Origin of the sequence: Cellulosimicrobium sp. TH-20 (assembly GCF_002105775.1) — a bacterium.
Taxonomy (GTDB): domain Bacteria; phylum Actinomycetota; class Actinomycetes; order Actinomycetales; family Cellulomonadaceae; genus Cellulosimicrobium; species Cellulosimicrobium funkei.
Window position 1 is genome coordinate 4,197,259 of the sequence record NZ_CP020857.1, and the last position, 17,637, is coordinate 4,214,895.

A 17,637-nucleotide genomic window follows, 5' to 3' on the forward strand; every position below is an offset into this window, starting at 1 on the left:
TAGCACCCTCGACCAACCCTCGGACCGGTCGGATGCTATAGCGTGGGCTCATGACCCTTGCCCCGGACGGCGCCCGCCGCCGCCTCGCCCTCGTCACCGGCGCCAGCTCCGGCATCGGTGCCGCCACCGCCCTCCAGCTCGCGCGCGACGGGCACGACGTCTGGCTCACGTACACCGGCGGCGAGGCCGGTGCGCGCGCCACCGCGGCCCGCTGCGAGGAGGAGGGCGCCGCGACCCGCGTCTCGCGCCTCGACCTGCGCGACACCGCGTCCGTCGAGGCGCTCGTCGCCGAGGTCACGGACGCCTGGGGACGCCTCGACGTGCTCGTCAACAACGGCGGCGTGTGCCCCTACCGCGCGCTCGACGACATCGAGCTCGACGAGTGGGACCTCGTCATGGAGACCAACGCGCGCGGCACGTTCGTGCTGTCGCGCGCCGCTCTCCCCCTGCTGCGCGCAGGCCGTCCGTCGCCCGCCGGGGCCACGGTCACGCCCGACGAGCGGACCGCGCGCGACCGCGCGATCGTCAACCTCTCGTCCATCGCGGGCGAGCAGGGCGCGCTCAAGACCGGCGTGCACTACGCCGCGAGCAAGGCCGCGATCCTCGCGATCACGCGCTCCTTCGCGCGCATCCTCGCGAGCGAGGGCATCCGCGTGAACGCCGTGACCCCCGGCCCCGTGACGAGCGCCATCACCGACCAGCTCGCCCCCGACGCGCGTGCCGGCCTCACCGCGTCCATCCCCCTCGGGGACTTCGGCACGCCCGACGACGTCGCCTGGGTCGTCGCGTCCCTCGCCTCCCCGCGCGCCGGGTTCGTCACCGGCGCGACGTACGACGTCAACGGCGGCGTCCGGATCGACTGACGCCCCGCCCGCCCGCCGCACACCGCGCCCACCCCTGCCCGAGGAGGCACCCATGAGCACGTCCCCGTCCGCCGTCGTCACCGCCCAGGTCGACGCCTTCAACGTCCGCGACCTCGACGGCTTCTGCGCGACCTACGCGCCCGACGCCGTCGTGAGCGGCGTGACTCCCGAGCCGATCGTCGGCCGCGACGCCCTGCGCGCGTTCTACGCGAGCCGGTTCGAGGACACCGCGCTGCACTGCGTCATCGACGCGTCCGTGACGTTCGGCGACCGCTGGCTCGTCGCGCGCGAGCTCGTCACGACGTCGAACGGCACCGGCGAGACCATCGCGACGTTCGAGGTCCGCGACGGCCTCATCACCCGCGCGAGCATGGTCAAGGGCTGACGCCCCGGCCTAGGCGCCGACGGTGAACTGCCCCTGGAACGGTGAGGGGTGCCACTCGTGGGTGGTGAAGGTGACCAGCGGCGCATCCCACGAGTCGACGACGCCGTTGTACATGCGCACGGTGCCCTCGGCCCACGGCCACGACCGCGTCGTGCCGGTGACGCGCGAGAGGTCGACCGTGATGCGCGCGGAGGTCCCCTCCGCGCCCTGGTAGCCGTCGACGTCGACGGTGAACACCATCCCCCCGTTGAGGACGTCCCCGTCCGGGCCGGGGTCGCCCCACTCGTGGACGACGCTGACCGCCGACACCTCGCAGCTCCCGACCACCTCGCGCGAAGCGTCGCTGACGATCTCGCAGCTGTTCCCGGTCGACCAGTCGCGTGCGGTGGCCGTCGCGGAGAACGTGGCGCCGTCCGTCCAGGAGGCCGTCGTGGCGGGAGCGGTCACCTGCACGAGGAGCAGGCACACCAGGAGGGTGGCGGCGGCGCTCGCGAGCCGTCGGAGGGTCCGGGTCACGGCTCGCTCCCCGAGGGCTGAGGGCTGGGGCGCCGGTCGCGTGCGCGTTCGTGTCCGGTGCGCGAGGCGGGCATCCGGCTGAGCGCGAGGAGCGCGGCCAGGGCGACGAGCAGCGGCACGGCCGTGCTCGGGCGGGTCAGGCGGGTGATGAAGTCCCCGCCGCCGGGAACCCGCCACCGCGGGCTGAGGACGGTGTCGTCGGTGACGACGTAGGCGCCGCCGTCCTCGGTGTCGTTCGCGTCGCCCTGCATCCGGACGTGCCAGGTGCCGTCGTCCTGCGGGGCGATGTCGACCACGCGATGGGTGACCAGCACCCCGGTGGCCGGGTTCGGCAGGGACACGACGTCGCCGACCTCGACCTGCTCCACCGGCACGGGGGTGTCCAGGAGCAGGTCGCCGGTCATGATCGCCGGTTCCATCGAGCCTGACACCACGACGAGAGGCTGGACCAGGCCTGCCTGGCCGGCCGCCCACAGGGCGCCGCAGAGCACGCCGATCACGGCCAGCGTCCACACCAGGACGTCAGCGAGGGCTTTCAGCGCGCGCAAAAGGATCATCACCTCCAAACCACGGGGGACCGAGCGCGACGGCTGGGCAGATCCCGAGCCTCCCCAGCCGTCGCGCCCAGCGCAGGCGACCGACGCCTACGCCTGGCTGACGCCGGTGAACGACACCGTCAGGGCACCAGCCGCACCCTGGTACGACGGGTCCCAGTCCTCCGGGGTCGTGATCGTCAGGGTCGCGGTCGCGGTCTCCGCCGGGGACAACAGCACGTCGTCCGGCACGCTCACCGTCGCGCTGGCCGGATCGGACCCCTCGAACAGGGATCCGGTGGCGCTGACCTCTGCCTGCCCGCCGAGGCTGAGGTCGACCGACCCGGAGTTCTTGAGATGCAGCGTCACCTGCCGCGTCTCCCCCTGGTTCATGCGAGCGAACGCCGCCTCGTCGATCGCGACGGCCACCCCGTCGCCGACGGTGTCGGCGTCGACCCACGACGTGCCGTCGGTGCTCGCCTGCAGCTCGACCTGGGCGGCCCCGGCGCTGCCGGTGAACCACGCCTGGTCGGTCCACGAGGCGCTCGTCACCGCGGCTCCGATACCCAGGACTGCGACTGCGGCGAGCCCGAAGCGCAGGTAGGTCTTGCGATCGCGGCGCTCGGTCTCGACGGCGGTCTCGATGTTGGACACAGTGTGCTCCTCTCCCACATGAGCGCCCTGTCGGGCGGGACGGTCGCGTGCGTCATGCGGGAGCGTTCAGCGCTGGACGCCTCGCCGGGCACGGGCACAGGTGGACCGGGCACCGGTTGTGGCGCCCTCGCCCCGCGATGTCGTCACGCCGGGCCCTGGTGGCCCTGGCTGCGGTCGTGGCGCCTTCGCCCAGCGGTATCCGCACGCCGGAACAGCGCCCTGGACAGGTGTCCAGATGTCCAGTTGACCGATCACCATTATATGAACGTTCGGCGGGCATAAGAAAAGCGTTCGGCGGGCCGTGGGCAGTCCGCTCGGTCGTCGCCGCGACGACGGGACGAGAAGCGAGAAATGGCCCCTGTCGCCGGCCTGCCAGGGGCCACGACTCACTTCTCGCGCCCAACGCTGCGGGCTCGTCGGGTTCGTGTGCCCGGGTCAGGCGAGGCCGTAGCGCGCGTCGAGGTCGGGGTCGTGGGGCGGGTTGCCGAACGACGCGGTCCAGGCGCCGTCGGCCGCGATCGACTGGCCGGACACGTAGCCGGCCTCGTGGGACAGCAGGAACGCGACGAGCGCGGCGATCTCCGCGGACTCGGCGATGCGGCCGAGCGGCGGGCCCTCGGCGAGCGCGCGCTCCTCGGCGGCCGGGTCGGCCGCGCGGGCGATCTGCGCGTCGAGGTGCGGGGTGCGCACCCCGCCCGGCGCGACGGTGTTGGCGCGGATGCCGTACCGCCCGTACGTCACGGCGACGGAGCGCGCGAGCGCGTCGATGCCGCCCTTGGTCAGCTCGTAGGCGGCGTGGTCGGCGAACGCCGCGCGGCCGTGGATCGAGCCGATGTTGACGATCGACCCGCCGCTCACCTGGTCGGTGAACGCCTCGACGGCGGCGGCGCAGCCCCACAGGTAGCCGAGACCGTTGATCTCGACGACGTCGCGCGCGTCCTGCTCGACCTGCGCCGCCCGCTCCGGGTCGGCGAGCGCGTGCAGCGGCGTGCGGACGGTGATGCCCGCGTTGTTCACCCATCCGGCGAGCGGCGCGAGGTCGCGCGCGGTCCGCGCGGCCTCGCGGTGGGCCTCGCGGTCGCGCGAGTCCCCCAGCACGACGGCGGCGCACACCCCCTCCTCGACCGTCCCCGAGCCCGGGGTGCGCTCCAGCCCGACGACGGTCCACCCGTCGGCGGTGAGGCGCGCGGCCACGGCGCGGCCGATGCCCTTGCCGCTGCCGGTGACGACGACGCTGCGGTGCTTGCTCGCGGGTCCGTCCGTGGGTCCGGTCACGGGGTCGCCTCCAGGTCGAAGCGGTCGGGGTCGAGCGTGAAGCCCAGGCCGGGCGCGTCGGGCGGGGTGGCGTGGCCGCCGTCGAACACGGGACCGCTACGCACGAGCAGCGGCGCGGGGTCGTAGGGGTTGCCCGCGGGCGAGCGGTCGAACGTCTCGACGCCGATGCCCGCCGCTCCGCCCAGGTGCACGCTCACCTCCGGGTACACGTGGCTGGACACGACCTTCCCCCGCGCGGCCCACGCGCGCACGAGCGGGTCGGCGGCCGTGATGCCGCCGATCGCGACGACGTCGACGCGCGGCACGTCGAGCGCGCCCAGCGCGTCGAGCCGGGCGAAGACCTCGGGGTCGGTGACCTCGTCGCCCACGGAGAGCGGCAGCCCGGACGCGTCGCGGACGCGCGCCGCGCCGGCCGCGTCCTCGGGGAGCAGGGGGTCCTCGAGCCACGCGAGCGCGGGCGCGCTCTCCCCCGCCGCACCCGTGACGCCCCACGCGTCGAGGTCCGCGAGCGCCTCGTCGGCGTCGCGCCAGCCGAAGCCCACGTCGACGACGACGCCGCTGCGCCCCGCGACGGTCGGGCGACCGGTGGCGTCGGGCAGCTCGGCGCGCAGGGTCGCGAGCAGGTCGCGCATGAGGGCGCGGTCGGGCGAGCGCGAGATCTTCAGCAGCGGCCACCCGGCGCGCGCGTGAGCGAGCACCTCGTCCGCGACGTCGCGCGCGGTGCGGCCGGGCGTCGGGTACGCCGCGACGAGGATCGCGGGGCGTGGCACTGCGACGGCCGCCCCGGACGAGACGTCGCGGGGACTCCCGGCGACGCCAACTGCCGGAACGCCCCTGTCGCCGCCGACACCCGGCTCCGCGGACCCCGCGAGGTCCGGGCCGTCGTCAAGCAGGGACCACACCGGACGCCCGGCGAGCCGCCCCGCGAGGTCCCACAGCGCGACGTCGACCAGGCCGACCGCGCGCCGCACGAGGCCCACGCGGCCGACGATCGCGGACCCGCGGAGGGCCGCGTCCCACGCGGCGCCGACGCTCTGGCGCGCGGCGACGCCGTCGGACGCCACGACCTCGCGACCCACCACGTGCGGGGCGACGAGCCGGTCCACGAGCTCGGCCATGGGCGCCTCGCGCGTGAGCGCGTACGACTCGCCCGCGACGGTGCGGCCGTCGTCCGTCTCGGCGACGACGCGCACGCCGACGTACTCGCGGCGCTCGACCGTCATCGCGCCGAGGCGCAGCGGCTGCGGCAGCGGGACGACCGTCGTCGCGGTGCGGACGGCGACGACGCGCGCGGCGGTCCCCACGCTCACTCCGGCTTCTTGGCGAGCGGCACGCCGTAGTCGACGAGGAAACCGCCGTCGACGTAGACGGTCTGCCCGACCATGTACGCGGCCTGGTCGGAGACGAGCCAGCTCACCGCGTTGCCGATCTCCTCCGGCTGGGCGAGCCGGCGCGCGGGGATGCGCGCGAGGATCGTCTCCTCCGAGAGCGTGCCCTGGGCGACGCCCTGGCGGAACACGCCCGTGTCGATGTACCCGGGGGCGACGGCGTTGACCCGGACGCCGCGCGCGGCCCACTCGGCGCCCGCGGTCGCGGTGAGCCCGATGACGGCGGCCTTGGTCGTGGAGTACGGGGCCCGGCCGGCGGAGCCGCGGGCCGAGACGGACGAGATGTTGACGACGGCGCCCCGGCCCGCCGCGAGCATGTGGCGACCCGCGGCCTGGAGGCACGCGAAGACGCCGTGCAGGTTGACGTCCACGACGGCCGACCACTCGTCCCACGTGAGGTCCTCGAGCGCGCGGTGGCGCTGGATGCCCGCGTTGTTGACGAGCGCGTCGATCCCGCCGAACGCCGCGGCGAGGTCGTCGAACGCGGCGCGCACGGCGGCGTGGTCGGTGACGTCGAGCGGGGCCCACACGAGCCCGGGCGCGTCGGGGACGGCGCCGAGGTCGAGCGCGGGGAGGTCGTGCTGCACGACGTCCGCGCACACGACCCGGAACCCGTCGGTCGCGAGACGCTCGGCGACGGCACGGCCGATGCCGGCCGCTCCCCCGGTGACGACGGCGAGCGGGACGCGCGGGGCGTCGGGGGCGGGGGTGGTCACTGGTCCTCCTCGGGGACGGGACGGGTCGGGGGCGCGGCGGACGTCGGTGCGGCGGGTGCCGCGTCGCCGGGGGGCCAGGCGGCGGCGTCGGCGAGCACGTCGTCGACGACGGCGCACGCGTGCCGCTCCAGGCGTTCGAGCGAGCCCGGTGCGAGCGGCGACTGCCACGCCTGGTAGGCGCCGACGTCGTACGCCTCGCGGGTGGGCAGGTAGACGAAGCCGGGCCCGTTGGTGAGGTTCGCGACGACGACCGGCCGCGTCCCGGCGTGGGCGCGCACCGTGCGCTGGAGGCGCGAGTACGCCTCGCCCGGGTGCGCGACGAGCAGCGCCTCGCCGACGCGCCACACCCACGTGGGGTGCTGGACGGTCGGGCCGGTGACGTAGCCGTCGCGCAGGTTCCGCGCGCGGCGCAGGCGCTCCTCGCGCGAGCGCGGGTCGATGTCGGCCCACTCGGCCTCGAGCTCGTCCCACGTCGGGAGGTCGCGCAGGTCGAGGGCGACGGGCTCCGCCACGGCGGCGAGCGTCCGGGCGTCGGGCCGGGCATCGGTGCCGGTGCCGGCGCCCGGGAGCGCGGCCGACGGCGCGGGCTCCCAGACCGCGAGCGGCGCGCCGGACTCGACGACGTGGGTCAGCTCCAGCTCCGTACCCGGCGGCGGGAGCTCGGCGAGCGCCGCGAGCACGGCATGGCCGAGCGAGATGCCGTGCCGGTCCGCGACGGCGGTGTCGCCCGTGTACTGCTCGCGCGGCGCGAGCTCGCCCGACGCGCCCTGGAGGAACGCGACGGGAGCGCCCGTCTCGCGCTCGACGAGGTCGCGCATCGCGCCCACGTAGTCGGGCGAGACGAGCCGGTTCTGCCAGGCGAGCGTCGTGGGGTGGCACGCGTAGTTGACGATCGTCGCGAGGGTGACGTCCTGGCCTGCGGGCGCGGCGCCGTCGGGCCGGGTCTCCCCGGCGGGCGCGAGGCGTGCGGTGAGGCGCCCGACGACGACCGTGTCGTCCGCGGGGTCGGCGCCGGGCGAGCGCGGGGTGCCGGCGTCGGGGTTGAAGCCGACGAGCGGCCGGGGCGGCATGCTCTCCGCAGCGGCTCCCGCGCTCGTGCCCGCGTCCCCGGCCGCGCAGCCGTCGAGCAGCGCCTCGCGGTTCGACGCGAGGCCGCAGCGGCCGGTCGTCCACTCGAGGGTCGCGGGCCGGAGGGCCGCGATCGCCTCCACGGCGGCGTCGGCCGCTGCGCGCGCGAGGTCGTGCAGGTAGGCGACGCCGCGGTCACCGCCCGCGAGGTCCGCGTCGCCCGAGCACAGGACCGGCCCGGCGTGCGTGTGGGAGAGGGAGACGAGCAGGCGCTCGACGGGCAGCCCGGTCGCGTCGAGGACGGTCGCGCGCAGGGTCGCCTCGTCGTCGACCCGGCGCCACCACGTGCCGTCGATCGTCACGAGGACGAAGGGCTCGGCGACCCCGGGGCCGGAGCGCTCCTCCGCGAGCGCCACGGCGGTCAGCGTCATCGCGCGGTGGGCGCCCTCGGAGACGTCCCAGTCCGCCGGGCCCCAGTTGCGCGCCCGGATGCCGGGGGCGGGCGTGACGTCGCGGACGGCGACGCCGGCCAGGCCGACGAACGCGGGGACGGGGGCCCGCGTGTGCAGGGCGACCATCGCACCTCCTCTGGGCTCGGGAGTGCCGATGCTATAGCATGTAGTCCGGTCGGGACGCCCCCGGGACGGCACCGTGGCCGCTATCCTTCAGCGGCGCCCGACCCTCGACGATCCGAGCCCGCCGCCCCCACGACACCACGGAGAAACCATGGCGCTCAAGAGCGTGCCGGACCAGAACGTCGCCGACCGCGTCACGGTCGAGCTGCGCGAGGCGATCTTCAGCGGCGACCTCGCGCCGGGCGAGCGGCTCGTCGAGCGCAAGCTCGCCGAACGCCTCGGCACGAGCCACATCCCGGTGCGCGAGGCGCTCACGCGCCTGACCCAGGAAGGCCTCGTCGAGCGGCTCCCCCACCGCGGCGCGCGCGTCGCCGCGCTCACGAGCCGCGACCTCGAGGAGATCTCCAGCCTGCGCACCCTGCTGGAGCAGTTCGCCGTCGTGCGGGTCCAGGACGCCTGGGACCCGGCGAAGGAGGCGAAGCTGCGCAAGACGGTCCAGCAGATGGTCCAGGCGGCGGAGAAGGGCAGCAACGCCCGCGTGTTCGAGCTCGACCGGCGCTTCCACGAGCAGCTCTGGGAGATGGCCGACCACCGCATGCTCATGACGCTCAACGCCCAGCTCCGCAGCCGCATCACCGGGTTCCTGCGCGCCGCGAACGCCGCGCTCGAACCCGAGGCGCGCGTCGCGCACGCGCGCACCCACGACCTCATCGTCGACGCCATCGCGGGCGGCGACCCGGGCACGGCCCAGCGCGTCATGGCCGAGCACATCGGTGAGGCCGCCGCGCGCCTCGCGAGCCACACGGAGAACGAGGCGGAGCCCGCCGTCGGGGCCTGACCGTTCGCCTCGCACGTCCAGGCCTGCCAATGCTCTGGCCGGGACGAGCCCGATCCGCATACGGTCGCGCGATGGACATCGTGCGTGCCGCCGAGACGTTCGCGTCCTGGGCGCAGACGCATCCGCAGGACTTTGGCGAGTGGGAGACGGACTACGAGGAGTGGCCCGCGACGTACGCCTGCGCCCGGGACCTCGTCGGCGAACGCCCTTTCACGCGATGGAGCGACGCGGAGAAGGCCTCCTTCCTCTACCTCCTCGCGCGCGACAACGAGGTCGAGGACCTGGCCGACCTGCTCTCCGAGCACCCGGTGACGCTGGCCGGCGTCGCCGAGCACGTCTGCGCTGCGCCGGGGTGCGCAGAGCCCGACGCACGGTGGCAGATCGCGGCGTATCTTCCCGCCATCGGGCCTGACGCGACCCCGCTGCTCCTGACGCTCTTCGCCGACGACGACGAGTACGTCCGGCGTCGCGCGCTGCTCTCCCTCGGCGAGCTCGGCGTACCGGCTGCGGAGGGGTGTGCCGTCGCCGCCTGGGAGTCCGGCCTCGAGTACCAGCGGATCGCCTCGCTGCACGTCCTGCACCAGATCGGATCACTCGAGCTCGAGACGTACGCGAAGCGCGCGGCGGGCGACCCTCGCTCGTTCGTCCGCCAGGCAGCCCGGCGGCTCGCCTGATCTCCGGCGAGACCACAGTCCTGGGTGGCGGCAGCGCCGCCACCCAGGAGGGTCGCACGCGCCCAGCCCGGCCCGCGCGGTCCGTCGCGTCGCACGCCGACGGTCGTCCCGCGACCCTACTTTTGCTATAGCATCCCGTCAACACCGGCCCGGACCCTGGACTGCCATGCACCTGCGCACCGCCACGCCCGACGACGTCCCCGCGCTCTACGCCCTGTGGGGCCGAGCGTTCGACGCGCCGCTCATGGTGCCGGTCTACGAGACGGACGACGGCCGGCTCGACCGCACGCACGTCGCCGTCGACCCGGACGACGGCCGCGTCGTGGGCTCGGTGTACTGGACCCCGCGCAAGCTCGGCGGGCCCGACGGCGGCATCCTCCGGGCGGGCGGGGTCGCGAACGTCGCGACCGCCCCCGAGGCGCGGGGCCGGGGCCTCGTCCGCGCGCTGCTCGCGCGCGCCGTCGAGCAGATGGAGCGGGACGGCGCGGACGTCGCGCTGCTGTTCACCGGCACCCCGGACGTCTACCGGTCGAGCGGCTTCGAGGCGTTCGACGTGCCGCTCCGGCGCGGCGCGCCGCGTCCGGTCGACGAGCCGGACCCCGGGCACGACGACCTCGACGACGACGGGCTCCCGACGGATGCCGCGCCGTCGGACCTCGTGGGCGACGCCCCCGTGCGGACCCGCACCGACCGCCTGCCCGGCGTCCCGTGGCCCGCGTGGTCGGTCGCGCTGCGGTGGGAGCAGCTCGCCGTGCTGCACGACGCGTTCGACACCGTGGCGGACGGGCCACGCCCCCTCGCGACCCGACGCACCGCCGAGCACTGGGAGCAGCGCATCCCGCTCTGGTACTCCGGCGCCGAGGTGCTCACCGCACGAGCCGCCGACGGGGAGGTCGTGGGCTACCTCGTCCTCGAGCCCGAGCCGGACGTGCTGAAGGTCCGCGAGCTCGGCGTCGACCCGGCCTCGGACCGCGCGCACGACGTCGTCGACGCCCTCGCTCGCACCACGCTCCACCGCGCGCACCTGCACGGCGCCCCCGCCGTCGAGGTGCGCCTCCCCGCGCACGCCCTGACCGACCGCTTCGCCGCCGCGGTGCTCGACGCGCCCGTCGTCGCGACCGACACGACGGGGATGCTCCGGCCCGTCCGCGCGGCGGCCGACGTCGTCGCGCACCTCCGCGACGCCGCCGCGGCCGGGGTGGGTTTCCACTGGCCCGGCGACTACCTCTGACCTGCTGACCCACCCCACGAGGTAGAGCCCCGGTCCGCCGAGGTAGAGCCCTGGTCACGCCACCAAGGCTCTACCTCGCGCGACCACGGCTCTACCTCGGCGTCGTCGGCACGTGCGCTCCCGTGGGAAGGCAGTTGCTATGGCATTTTTCGAGGCGGTACAGCGATCTGACCTGCGTGGATGCTCGATCAATTGCTCTTGACGATGCCATAGCATCCCGCTACTCTCCGAGTGTCCGGTTCACCGTCGCAACGACGCGCACGAACCCGCTGACCCCCGACCCAGCACCGGAACCGCACGACCCCCGCAGCACCGCTCCCCCGGAACACCCCGCAGCCCCGGGCCGCCGGAGCCACCGCGTCGCCCGCCCGCACGGCGTCCTCCCGACGTCACGAAGGGTGCCCCCGTTGTCCACTCCCCGATCCCAGACCCGCCCCGCGCCCATCAGCTCCGGCGCGACCGACCCCATGACCGCCGAGGCGGTGTCACCCTCGCGCCGCCACCTGCTGCGCGTCGCCGGCATGGCCTCGCTCGCCGCGGGCGCCGTCGCCCTCGGCGCCGGCAGCGCGCACGCGGCGCCCCTCGCCGGCACGCTCCCCGCGAGCAAGAACGACAAGCCCGACGACGAGGTCCTCGTCGCCGCCACCGTCGCGCAGCTCACCGGCTGGAAGGCCAAGAAGCTCGACGACGGCGCCGTCGCCCAGCTCCTCGGCCACGCGACCCCGGGCGACGGCGCGGCCCGCCTCGTCCGCTACGACGCGAGGTCCACCGCGACCCCGAACGGCGGCACCGTCCTCGCCCCCGGCGACGCCGGTGCCACCGGCCGCTGGCACACCCTGCACGCCGGCACCGCGGACTTCCGCTGGTTCGGACTCTTCGGCCCCGAGAACCCCGCCGACGACGCCCTCGACGCCCTCGTGAACGACCCCAGCATCACCCGTATCGAGGCCCGCACGGACCTCAACTTCACCCGGCGCCACACCTACACCCGCTCGAGCCTCGAGCTCGACTTCGGCGGGCGCACGGTCACGACGGAGGGGATCGAGCGCAACGCCCACGACAACCCGTTCGGCGCGGTCCTGTTCTTCCAGGGTCGCGTGACGGACGAGACGCAGCAGCGCACGCTCGCCGCGACGCTCCCCGACCTCACGGACGTCTTCGAGGTCGCGGACGCAGGCGCGTTCGCCGTCGGGCAGTGGTGGGCGCTGCGCTCGGACGAGCGCCCGGGCGGCGGCGGGGACGAGCGCGAGCTCCAGCGCCTCGTCCAGGTCACGCAGGTGCTCGACGCGACGCACGTGCGCGTCGACTACAAGAACGGCTGGGAGCTGCCCGCAGGGCGCGTGCTCACCTGGACGCGCGTCGAGCCCGTCGAGCAGGTGCACGTGCGCGCGATGACGTTCCACGGCTCCGGGCCCTTCGACGGCCCGGCGAACGGCGAGCTGCCCGACGACCGCGAGATGACCGGCTCGCACCCCGTCGCGTTCGAGTACGCGGTGCGCTGCGACGTCTCGGACGTGCACGGCCACCGCACGTGGTGGCCGGTGATCATGCGGCGCTGGAACACCCACTTCGTCACGGAGCGGTGCTCGGTCGCCAACCCGCCGACGGTGTTCTACGGCGGCGCCGGCTACCTCACGCAGCAGATCTACTGCCTGTACGGGCGGGTCTCCGACTGCACGAGCCACAACGCGCGGCACCTCAACGACCTCACGGCGTCGGCGTACTGCCTCGTGGAGAACTGCCACGGCGACGGCGACGACCAGGGCGGCAACCCGTTCACGACCCACGGCCAGTACGAGCACGACCTCGTGTTCGTCGGCAACAGCGGGCTCATGGACATCGCCAACTCGGGCGGCCAGTGGGGCACGGCGGCCAAGCGCATCACGGTCAAGCACCACACGTGCTCGTGGTTCGTCGCGGGCACCAAGATCACGGACCTCACGCTCGAGGACGTGCACGTGGTCGCGCGCTCGACGTTCGACCCGCGGGCCACGCTGACGATCAACGCCGACGGCGCGCAGGTGCGCGGCTGCACGGCCGGCTTCTTCGCCGTCGGGCAGCGGTCGTCGCTGTCGCGGCGCCCGACGGTCGTCGAGGACTGCGCGTTCGCGCTGCCCGCGGGGTCGGTGCTGCACCAGACGCCGGTGACGAACCCCGTGCACTTCGTGCGCACCCGCCTCACCGGCGTGGACGGCACGATCCTGCGCGGTGCGGGCCCCGTGACGTTCACCGACTGCGAGCTCGTCGGCGGCACGGACGACGCCCCGGCCGCGCCCGTCGACCTCGGCTCTGCGGACGTCACCGTCACGGGCGGGTCGTGGCAGGGCGTGGGCGTGCGGCTCAGCGGCGCGCGGGACCAGCGGCTCGTGCTCGACGGCGTCCGGGCCGCCGGCACGACGACGGCCGGGGCCCTCGTCTCGCGCGGCACCGGCGCGGGGGCCGTGGACGTCGCGCTCCGCGGCGCCGACCTGCGGGCCGCCGACGGCACCGCGCACGTCGCGCTGCGGGCGGGCGACCGCTACGCCGCGACCGGGTCGCGGTTCACGGGCGGCCGCCTCGACCTACCCGACGGCGTGCGCGTCCTCCACGCCCGCAACGTCGAGACCGGCGTCGACCGCGCGGGGCTGCCGACCGCGGGCGACGGCGTGCTCGTCGACGCGAACCTCACCGTGTGACCCGCCCGGGCGACGCCCGGGCACCCTGTTCCCGCCTCCCCACCGACACCCGCGCCGTCGCGCCGGGCCGACGAAAGGACACCCCCATGACCCTCGAGACCACGACCGAGCCGACGACGGCCGCGCCGGGCGAGGCCGCCCAGCCGCCCTCGCGGCGCCACCTGCTGCGGGTCGCCGGCATCGCCTCCCTCGCCGCGGGCGCCGTCGCCCTCGGCAGCGGCAGCGCCCACGCGGCGCCCCTCGTCGGCGCGCCGCTCACGGCGAAGAAGGACGACAAGCCCGACGCCGAGGTCCTCGTCGCCGCCAGCGTCGCCGAGCTCACGGGCTGGAAGGCCAAGAAGCTCGACGACGGCACCGTCGCCCAGCTCCTCGGCCACGCGACCCCCGGCGACGGCGCCGCCCGGCTCCTGCGCTACGACGCGAGGTCCACCGCCGCCGCCAACGGTGGCACCGTCCTCGCCCCGCAGGACGCGGGAGCCAAGGGGCGTTGGCACACCCTGCACACCGGCACCGGAGACTTCCGCTGGTTCGGCCTCTTCGGCCCCGAGAACCCCGCCGACGACGCGCTCGACGCCCTCGTGAACGACCCGAGCGTCACCCGCATCGAGGCGCACACGGACCTCAACTTCACGCGGCGCCACACGTTCACGCGCTCGAACCTCGAGCTCGACTTCGGCAACCACCTCATGACGACCGAGGGCATCGAGGACGCCGGGCAGGACGACCCCTTCGCGGCCGTGCTGTTCTTCCGCGGGAAGGTCACGGACGACGTCCGGAAGACCACCCTCACGGCGACGATGCCGGAGCTGCGCGACGACTACGAGGTCGCGGACTCGTCGCAGTTCGAGGTGGGCCAGTGGTACGCGGTCGAGGTCAACGCGCTCGCCGGCCGGTGGGAGCGCGAGCTGCAGCGCCTCGTCCAGATCACGCAGATCGTCGACGCCACCCACGTGCGCGTCAACTACAAGGCGGGCTGGTCGCTCGCGAAGGGCCGCACGCTCACGTGGACGCGCGTGGAGCCCGTGGAGCAGGTGCACGTGCGCAACCTCGCGTTCCGCGGCCGGTCCGACGGCGACCAGTACACCGGCTCGCACCCGATCGCCTACGAGTACGCGGTGCGCTGCGACGTGGAGAACGTGCACGGCGTCGCGACGTTCTGGCCGCTCGTCATGCGCCGCTGGAGCACGTTCTTCCGCACGGCGGGCTGCTCGCTCACCAACCCGGCGTCGGTCACGTGGGGCGGCGCGGGCTACCTGACGCAGCAGATCTACTGCAACTACGGGCACGTCGTGGACTGCCACACGACCAACGCCCGGCACCTCAACGACTGGACCGCGTCGTCGTACGGGCTCGTGGAGAACTGCCACGGCGACGGCGACGACCAGGGCCCGTTCGTCACGCACGGCCAGTACGAGCACGACCTCACGTACGTGGGGAACTCGGGGCTCATGACGTTCGCCAACTCGGGCGCGGCCTGGGGCGGCGCGGCCAAGCGCATCACGGTGACGCGGCACGTGTGCTCGTGGTTCGTCGCACGCGTCAAGGTCACCGACCTCACGCTCGAGGACGTGCAGGTCATCCGCAAGGACGGCCTCGCGGGCTCGGGGATGCTGTGGGTCAACGCCGACGGCGTGCAGCTCCGCGGCTGCCAGGCCGACGACACGCTGATCATCTCCCAGGCCTCGGCGCTGTCGAAGCGGCCCAACGTCATCGAGGGGTCGCGCTTCGCGGTCCTGCCGGACACCGCGATCACCCAGGCGAACGTCACGAACCCGGTGCACCTCGTGCGCACGACCCTCAACGGGCTGAAGAACGCGTCGTTTGCCGGGAAGGGCCCCGTCGTGCTGGACACGTGCACGCTCGAGGCGGCCGAGGGCGAGGGCACGGTGACGGTGAGCGGCGACCTCACGGTGCGCGGCGGCGTCCTCCGCAACGTCGCGGTCGTCGCGGCGGGCGCGGCCGAGCAGACCGTCCGGCTCGACGGCGGCGCCCGGCTCGAGGGCAAGCCCGCGGGCGGGAGCTTCCTGCGCCGGGCGAAGACGGACAAGCCGGTCACGTGGGCGCTGGACGGCGTCCGGAGCACCGCGCCGTCGGGCGACACTGGGCACGTGAACCTCGACGCCGGTATCAACAGCTGGTCCGCCACGGGCTCGACCTTCGCGGGCGGGACCCTGGCGCTCGCACCGTCCGCCCTGGGCGGCGACTCGTCCGTCCTCCACAGCGGCAACGTCGAGCAGGGCGTCACCCGCACGGCGTTCCCCGACGACGGCGACCGCGTCGTCACGACGGGCAACCTCGTCGTCTGACCCGAGGGTCGGCAGCACCCGGCCTCTCCTCCGCGCTCCTCGTCGCCGGACGACGAGGAGCGCGGAGGAGAGGCCGGCGCTCGCCGCGCGGAGGTGAGACGACAAAGGGGTCGGGGAGGCGGCTGCGGGTCGTGGCGGGCCTGGCGGGAGCGCCGCGAGGCACGAGCAGCGCGGATGGTAGACCCGCAGCCGCCTCCCCGACCCCGTGCCAGGCCGACCACCACGGGCGCACCAGGGCACCCCTCGACGACCGGCACGAAAGGTCACAACTCCGCATCGCGTCGTGCGCGAGTTAACACGAGCGCCGATCTGGCGTAACATCGGCATGGCAGGCTTGCTATAGCAAATAGCAAACGAGGCCTGCCAGGGCCGGGAGACCCCCGCCCCGCAGGACCATCGCAACGGAGCAAGGACCGCACACGTGACCCCCACCCCCCAGCCTGTCACCGTCGCCCTCGTCGGCGCCGGGAACCGCGGACAGACGTACGCGCGCTGGATCGCCGAGCACCCGGAGCGCGCCCGTCTGGTCGCCGTCGCCGACCCTCGGGCGCACCAGCGCGGGCTCGTCGTCGACCAGGCCGTCGCGGCCCAGGCTGCCGCGGCCCAGACCGGCGGCCCCGCCGACCCGGCCGTCACGCCGGCCGCCACCACCGCCGCCGCGCTCGCCGCCGACACGTCCGCGCCCGCCGTCGGCCTGGGCGCGGCACTCCCGCAGGTCGCGGAGTTCGCCGGCTGGCAGGACCTCGTCGCCGCGGGCGACGCCGACCGGGCCGCGGGGGGCACGGGCCGGGTCGCGGACATGGTGATCGTCGCGACGCAGGACCGCGAGCACCGCGACCCCGTCGTCGCGCTCGCGCCGCAGGGGTACGCGATCCTCGTCGAGAAGCCGCTCGCGCCGAGCCCGGAGGAGTGCCGGGACGTCGTCGACGCGGTCGAGGCGTCGGGCGTGCTCTTCGGCGTCTGCCACGTCATGCGCTACATGCCGTACACGGACCTCGTGAAGTCCGTCGTCGACTCGGGTGTCCTGGGCGAGATCGTCAACGTCCAGCACCTCGAGCCCGTCGGCTGGTGGCACGACGCCCACTCCTACGTGCGCGGCCCGTGGCGCTCGGAGAAGACGTCGAGCCCGATGCTCCTCGCGAAGTCGAGCCACGACCTCGACTGGATCCGCTACGTCACGGGCAAGCGCATCGCGACGGTCGCGAGCTTCGGCTCCCTGAAGCACTTCCGGCCCGAGGAGCGGCCCGCGGGCGCGGCGGACCGCTGCCTGGACTGCCCGCTCGAGCCCACGTGCCCGTACTCGGCGCCCCGCCTCTACCTGACCACGCTGCGCGAGAAGGGCCCGATCTGGCCCGTCTCCGTCATCACGGACGCGACCGACGAGGCGGGCGTCGTCGAGGCCCTGCGCACCGGCGACTACGGCCGGTGCGTCTACGCCTCGGACAACGACGTCGTCGACCACCAGGTCGTCGCCATGGAGCTCGAGGGCGGCGGCGCGGCGACGTTCACCATGACCGCGTTCTCCGAGCAGGACCACCGCAAGACCCAGATCTTCGGCACCCACGGGTGCCTCGACGGCGACGGGGAGAAGGTCCGCGTGACCGACTTCCGCGACGGCAGCGTCACCGTGCACGACGGCGGCCACCACGGCGCCACGAACGCCGCCGACGACCACGGCGGCGGCGACTCGGGGGTGATGGACGCGTTCGTGCGCGCCGTCGCGACGGGGGACCCGAGCCACGTCCGGTCGGGCGCCGTCGAGTCCTTGCAGAGCCACCTCGCCGTGTTCGCGGCCGAGGAGTCGCGCCACCGGCGCACCGTCGTCGACGTCCCGGCGCGCTGACGCGCCGGGCCCGACGACCGCACCACCACAGCACCACACCGCCCAGCAGCACCCCCACCCCCACCCGCCCACCCGGGCGGGACCTCACCAAGGAGAC

Annotated in this window: 15 protein-coding genes; 8 read left to right on the forward strand and 7 right to left on the reverse strand. The window is 74.7% G+C overall.

Translation table 11 applies throughout. The features are described from left to right. The first annotated feature begins 50 nt into the window (after positions 1-50). Both B8281_RS18730 and B8281_RS18735 read left to right on the forward strand, forming a co-directional pair. Positions 51-863 carry an SDR family NAD(P)-dependent oxidoreductase gene (locus B8281_RS18730; protein ID WP_085388493.1) on the forward strand — a complete coding sequence of 271 codons (813 nt, stop codon included), beginning with the start codon at positions 51-53 and terminating at the stop codon, positions 861-863. A 52-nt stretch (positions 864-915) separates the two neighbouring features. Next, positions 916-1,248 carry a nuclear transport factor 2 family protein gene (locus tag B8281_RS18735; protein ID WP_021482951.1) on the forward strand — a complete coding sequence of 111 codons (333 nt, stop codon included), beginning with the start codon at positions 916-918 and terminating at the stop codon, positions 1,246-1,248. Positions 1,249-1,257: 9 nt separating this feature from the next. Here B8281_RS18735 and B8281_RS18740 read toward each other — a convergent pair whose 3' ends face one another. The 7 genes from B8281_RS18740 to B8281_RS18770 form a co-directional block, all read right to left on the reverse strand. After that, positions 1,258-1,764 carry a hypothetical protein gene (locus tag B8281_RS18740; RefSeq protein WP_043653773.1) on the reverse strand — a complete coding sequence of 169 codons (507 nt, stop codon included), beginning with the start codon at positions 1,762-1,764 and terminating at the stop codon, positions 1,258-1,260. Next, positions 1,761-2,321, reverse strand: coding sequence for a signal peptidase I (locus B8281_RS18745; RefSeq protein ID WP_198163096.1), 561 nt, complete (start codon positions 2,319-2,321; stop codon positions 1,761-1,763). Before B8281_RS18745 ends, B8281_RS18740 begins: the two co-directional genes overlap by 4 nt. 87 nt (positions 2,322-2,408) lie before the next feature. Beyond that, the gene (locus B8281_RS18750) at positions 2,409-2,951 is read right to left on the reverse strand and encodes a DUF4232 domain-containing protein (protein WP_051028004.1); all 543 of its coding nucleotides are present in this window, start codon (positions 2,949-2,951) and stop codon (positions 2,409-2,411) included. Between the two features lie 435 nt (positions 2,952-3,386). Further along, positions 3,387-4,226 carry an SDR family NAD(P)-dependent oxidoreductase gene (locus tag B8281_RS18755; protein ID WP_085388494.1) on the reverse strand — a complete coding sequence of 280 codons (840 nt, stop codon included), beginning with the start codon at positions 4,224-4,226 and terminating at the stop codon, positions 3,387-3,389. Next, complete coding sequence (locus B8281_RS18760) at positions 4,223-5,536, reverse strand: enolase C-terminal domain-like protein (RefSeq protein WP_232322617.1); 1,314 nt, start codon at positions 5,534-5,536, stop codon at positions 4,223-4,225. Before B8281_RS18760 ends, B8281_RS18755 begins: the two co-directional genes overlap by 4 nt. Next, complete coding sequence (locus B8281_RS18765) at positions 5,533-6,330, reverse strand: SDR family NAD(P)-dependent oxidoreductase (RefSeq protein WP_085388495.1); 798 nt, start codon at positions 6,328-6,330, stop codon at positions 5,533-5,535. The genes B8281_RS18760 and B8281_RS18765 overlap by 4 nt, the downstream gene beginning before the upstream one ends. Next, a complete protein-coding gene (locus B8281_RS18770) occupies positions 6,327-7,976 on the reverse strand; it encodes a hypothetical protein (RefSeq protein ID WP_085388496.1) in 1,650 nt (549 codons plus the stop codon). Before B8281_RS18770 ends, B8281_RS18765 begins: the two co-directional genes overlap by 4 nt. A 148-nt stretch (positions 7,977-8,124) precedes the next feature. Between B8281_RS18770 and B8281_RS18775 the strand changes: the two genes are divergently transcribed. The 6 genes from B8281_RS18775 (at position 8,125) to B8281_RS18800 (ending at position 17,540) form a co-directional block, all read left to right on the forward strand. Continuing rightward, complete coding sequence (locus tag B8281_RS18775; RefSeq protein ID WP_085388497.1) at positions 8,125-8,811, forward strand: GntR family transcriptional regulator; 687 nt, start codon at positions 8,125-8,127, stop codon at positions 8,809-8,811. A gap of 71 nt (positions 8,812-8,882) precedes the next feature. Continuing rightward, the gene (locus B8281_RS18780; RefSeq protein WP_085388498.1) at positions 8,883-9,485 is read left to right on the forward strand and encodes a HEAT repeat domain-containing protein; all 603 of its coding nucleotides are present in this window, start codon (positions 8,883-8,885) and stop codon (positions 9,483-9,485) included. Between the two features lie 166 nt (positions 9,486-9,651). Continuing rightward, positions 9,652-10,716 carry a GNAT family N-acetyltransferase gene (locus B8281_RS18785; RefSeq protein ID WP_085388499.1) on the forward strand — a complete coding sequence of 355 codons (1,065 nt, stop codon included), beginning with the start codon at positions 9,652-9,654 and terminating at the stop codon, positions 10,714-10,716. A 407-nt stretch (positions 10,717-11,123) separates the two neighbouring features. Beyond that, on the forward strand, positions 11,124-13,391 hold the full coding sequence (locus tag B8281_RS18790; RefSeq protein WP_232322618.1) for a peptidase C14: 2,268 nt from the start codon (positions 11,124-11,126) through the stop codon (positions 13,389-13,391). An 86-nt stretch (positions 13,392-13,477) separates the two neighbouring features. Continuing rightward, positions 13,478-15,697, forward strand: a complete 2,220-nt coding sequence (locus B8281_RS18795) for a peptidase C14 (protein ID WP_198163097.1) — start codon at positions 13,478-13,480, stop codon at positions 15,695-15,697. A gap of 421 nt (positions 15,698-16,118) precedes the next feature. Next, the gene (locus B8281_RS18800; RefSeq protein ID WP_085388501.1) at positions 16,119-17,540 is read left to right on the forward strand and encodes a Gfo/Idh/MocA family protein; all 1,422 of its coding nucleotides are present in this window, start codon (positions 16,119-16,121) and stop codon (positions 17,538-17,540) included. Positions 17,541-17,637 lie beyond the last annotated feature (97 nt).

Coding starts and splice junctions, on each gene's coding strand:
- B8281_RS18730 (WP_085388493.1), top strand. CDS start 51: ATGACCCTTGCCCCGGACGGCGCCCGCCGCCGCCTCGCCCTCGTCACC.
- B8281_RS18735 (WP_021482951.1), top strand. CDS start 916: ATGAGCACGTCCCCGTCCGCCGTCGTCACCGCCCAGGTCGACGCCTTC.
- B8281_RS18745 (WP_198163096.1), bottom strand. CDS start 2,321: ATGATCCTTTTGCGCGCGCTGAAAGCCCTCGCTGACGTCCTGGTGTGG.
- B8281_RS18770 (WP_085388496.1), bottom strand. CDS start 7,976: ATGGTCGCCCTGCACACGCGGGCCCCCGTCCCCGCGTTCGTCGGCCTG.
- B8281_RS18775 (WP_085388497.1), top strand. CDS start 8,125: ATGGCGCTCAAGAGCGTGCCGGACCAGAACGTCGCCGACCGCGTCACG.
- B8281_RS18780 (WP_085388498.1), top strand. CDS start 8,883: ATGGACATCGTGCGTGCCGCCGAGACGTTCGCGTCCTGGGCGCAGACG.
- B8281_RS18785 (WP_085388499.1), top strand. CDS start 9,652: ATGCACCTGCGCACCGCCACGCCCGACGACGTCCCCGCGCTCTACGCC.
- B8281_RS18795 (WP_198163097.1), top strand. CDS start 13,478: ATGACCCTCGAGACCACGACCGAGCCGACGACGGCCGCGCCGGGCGAG.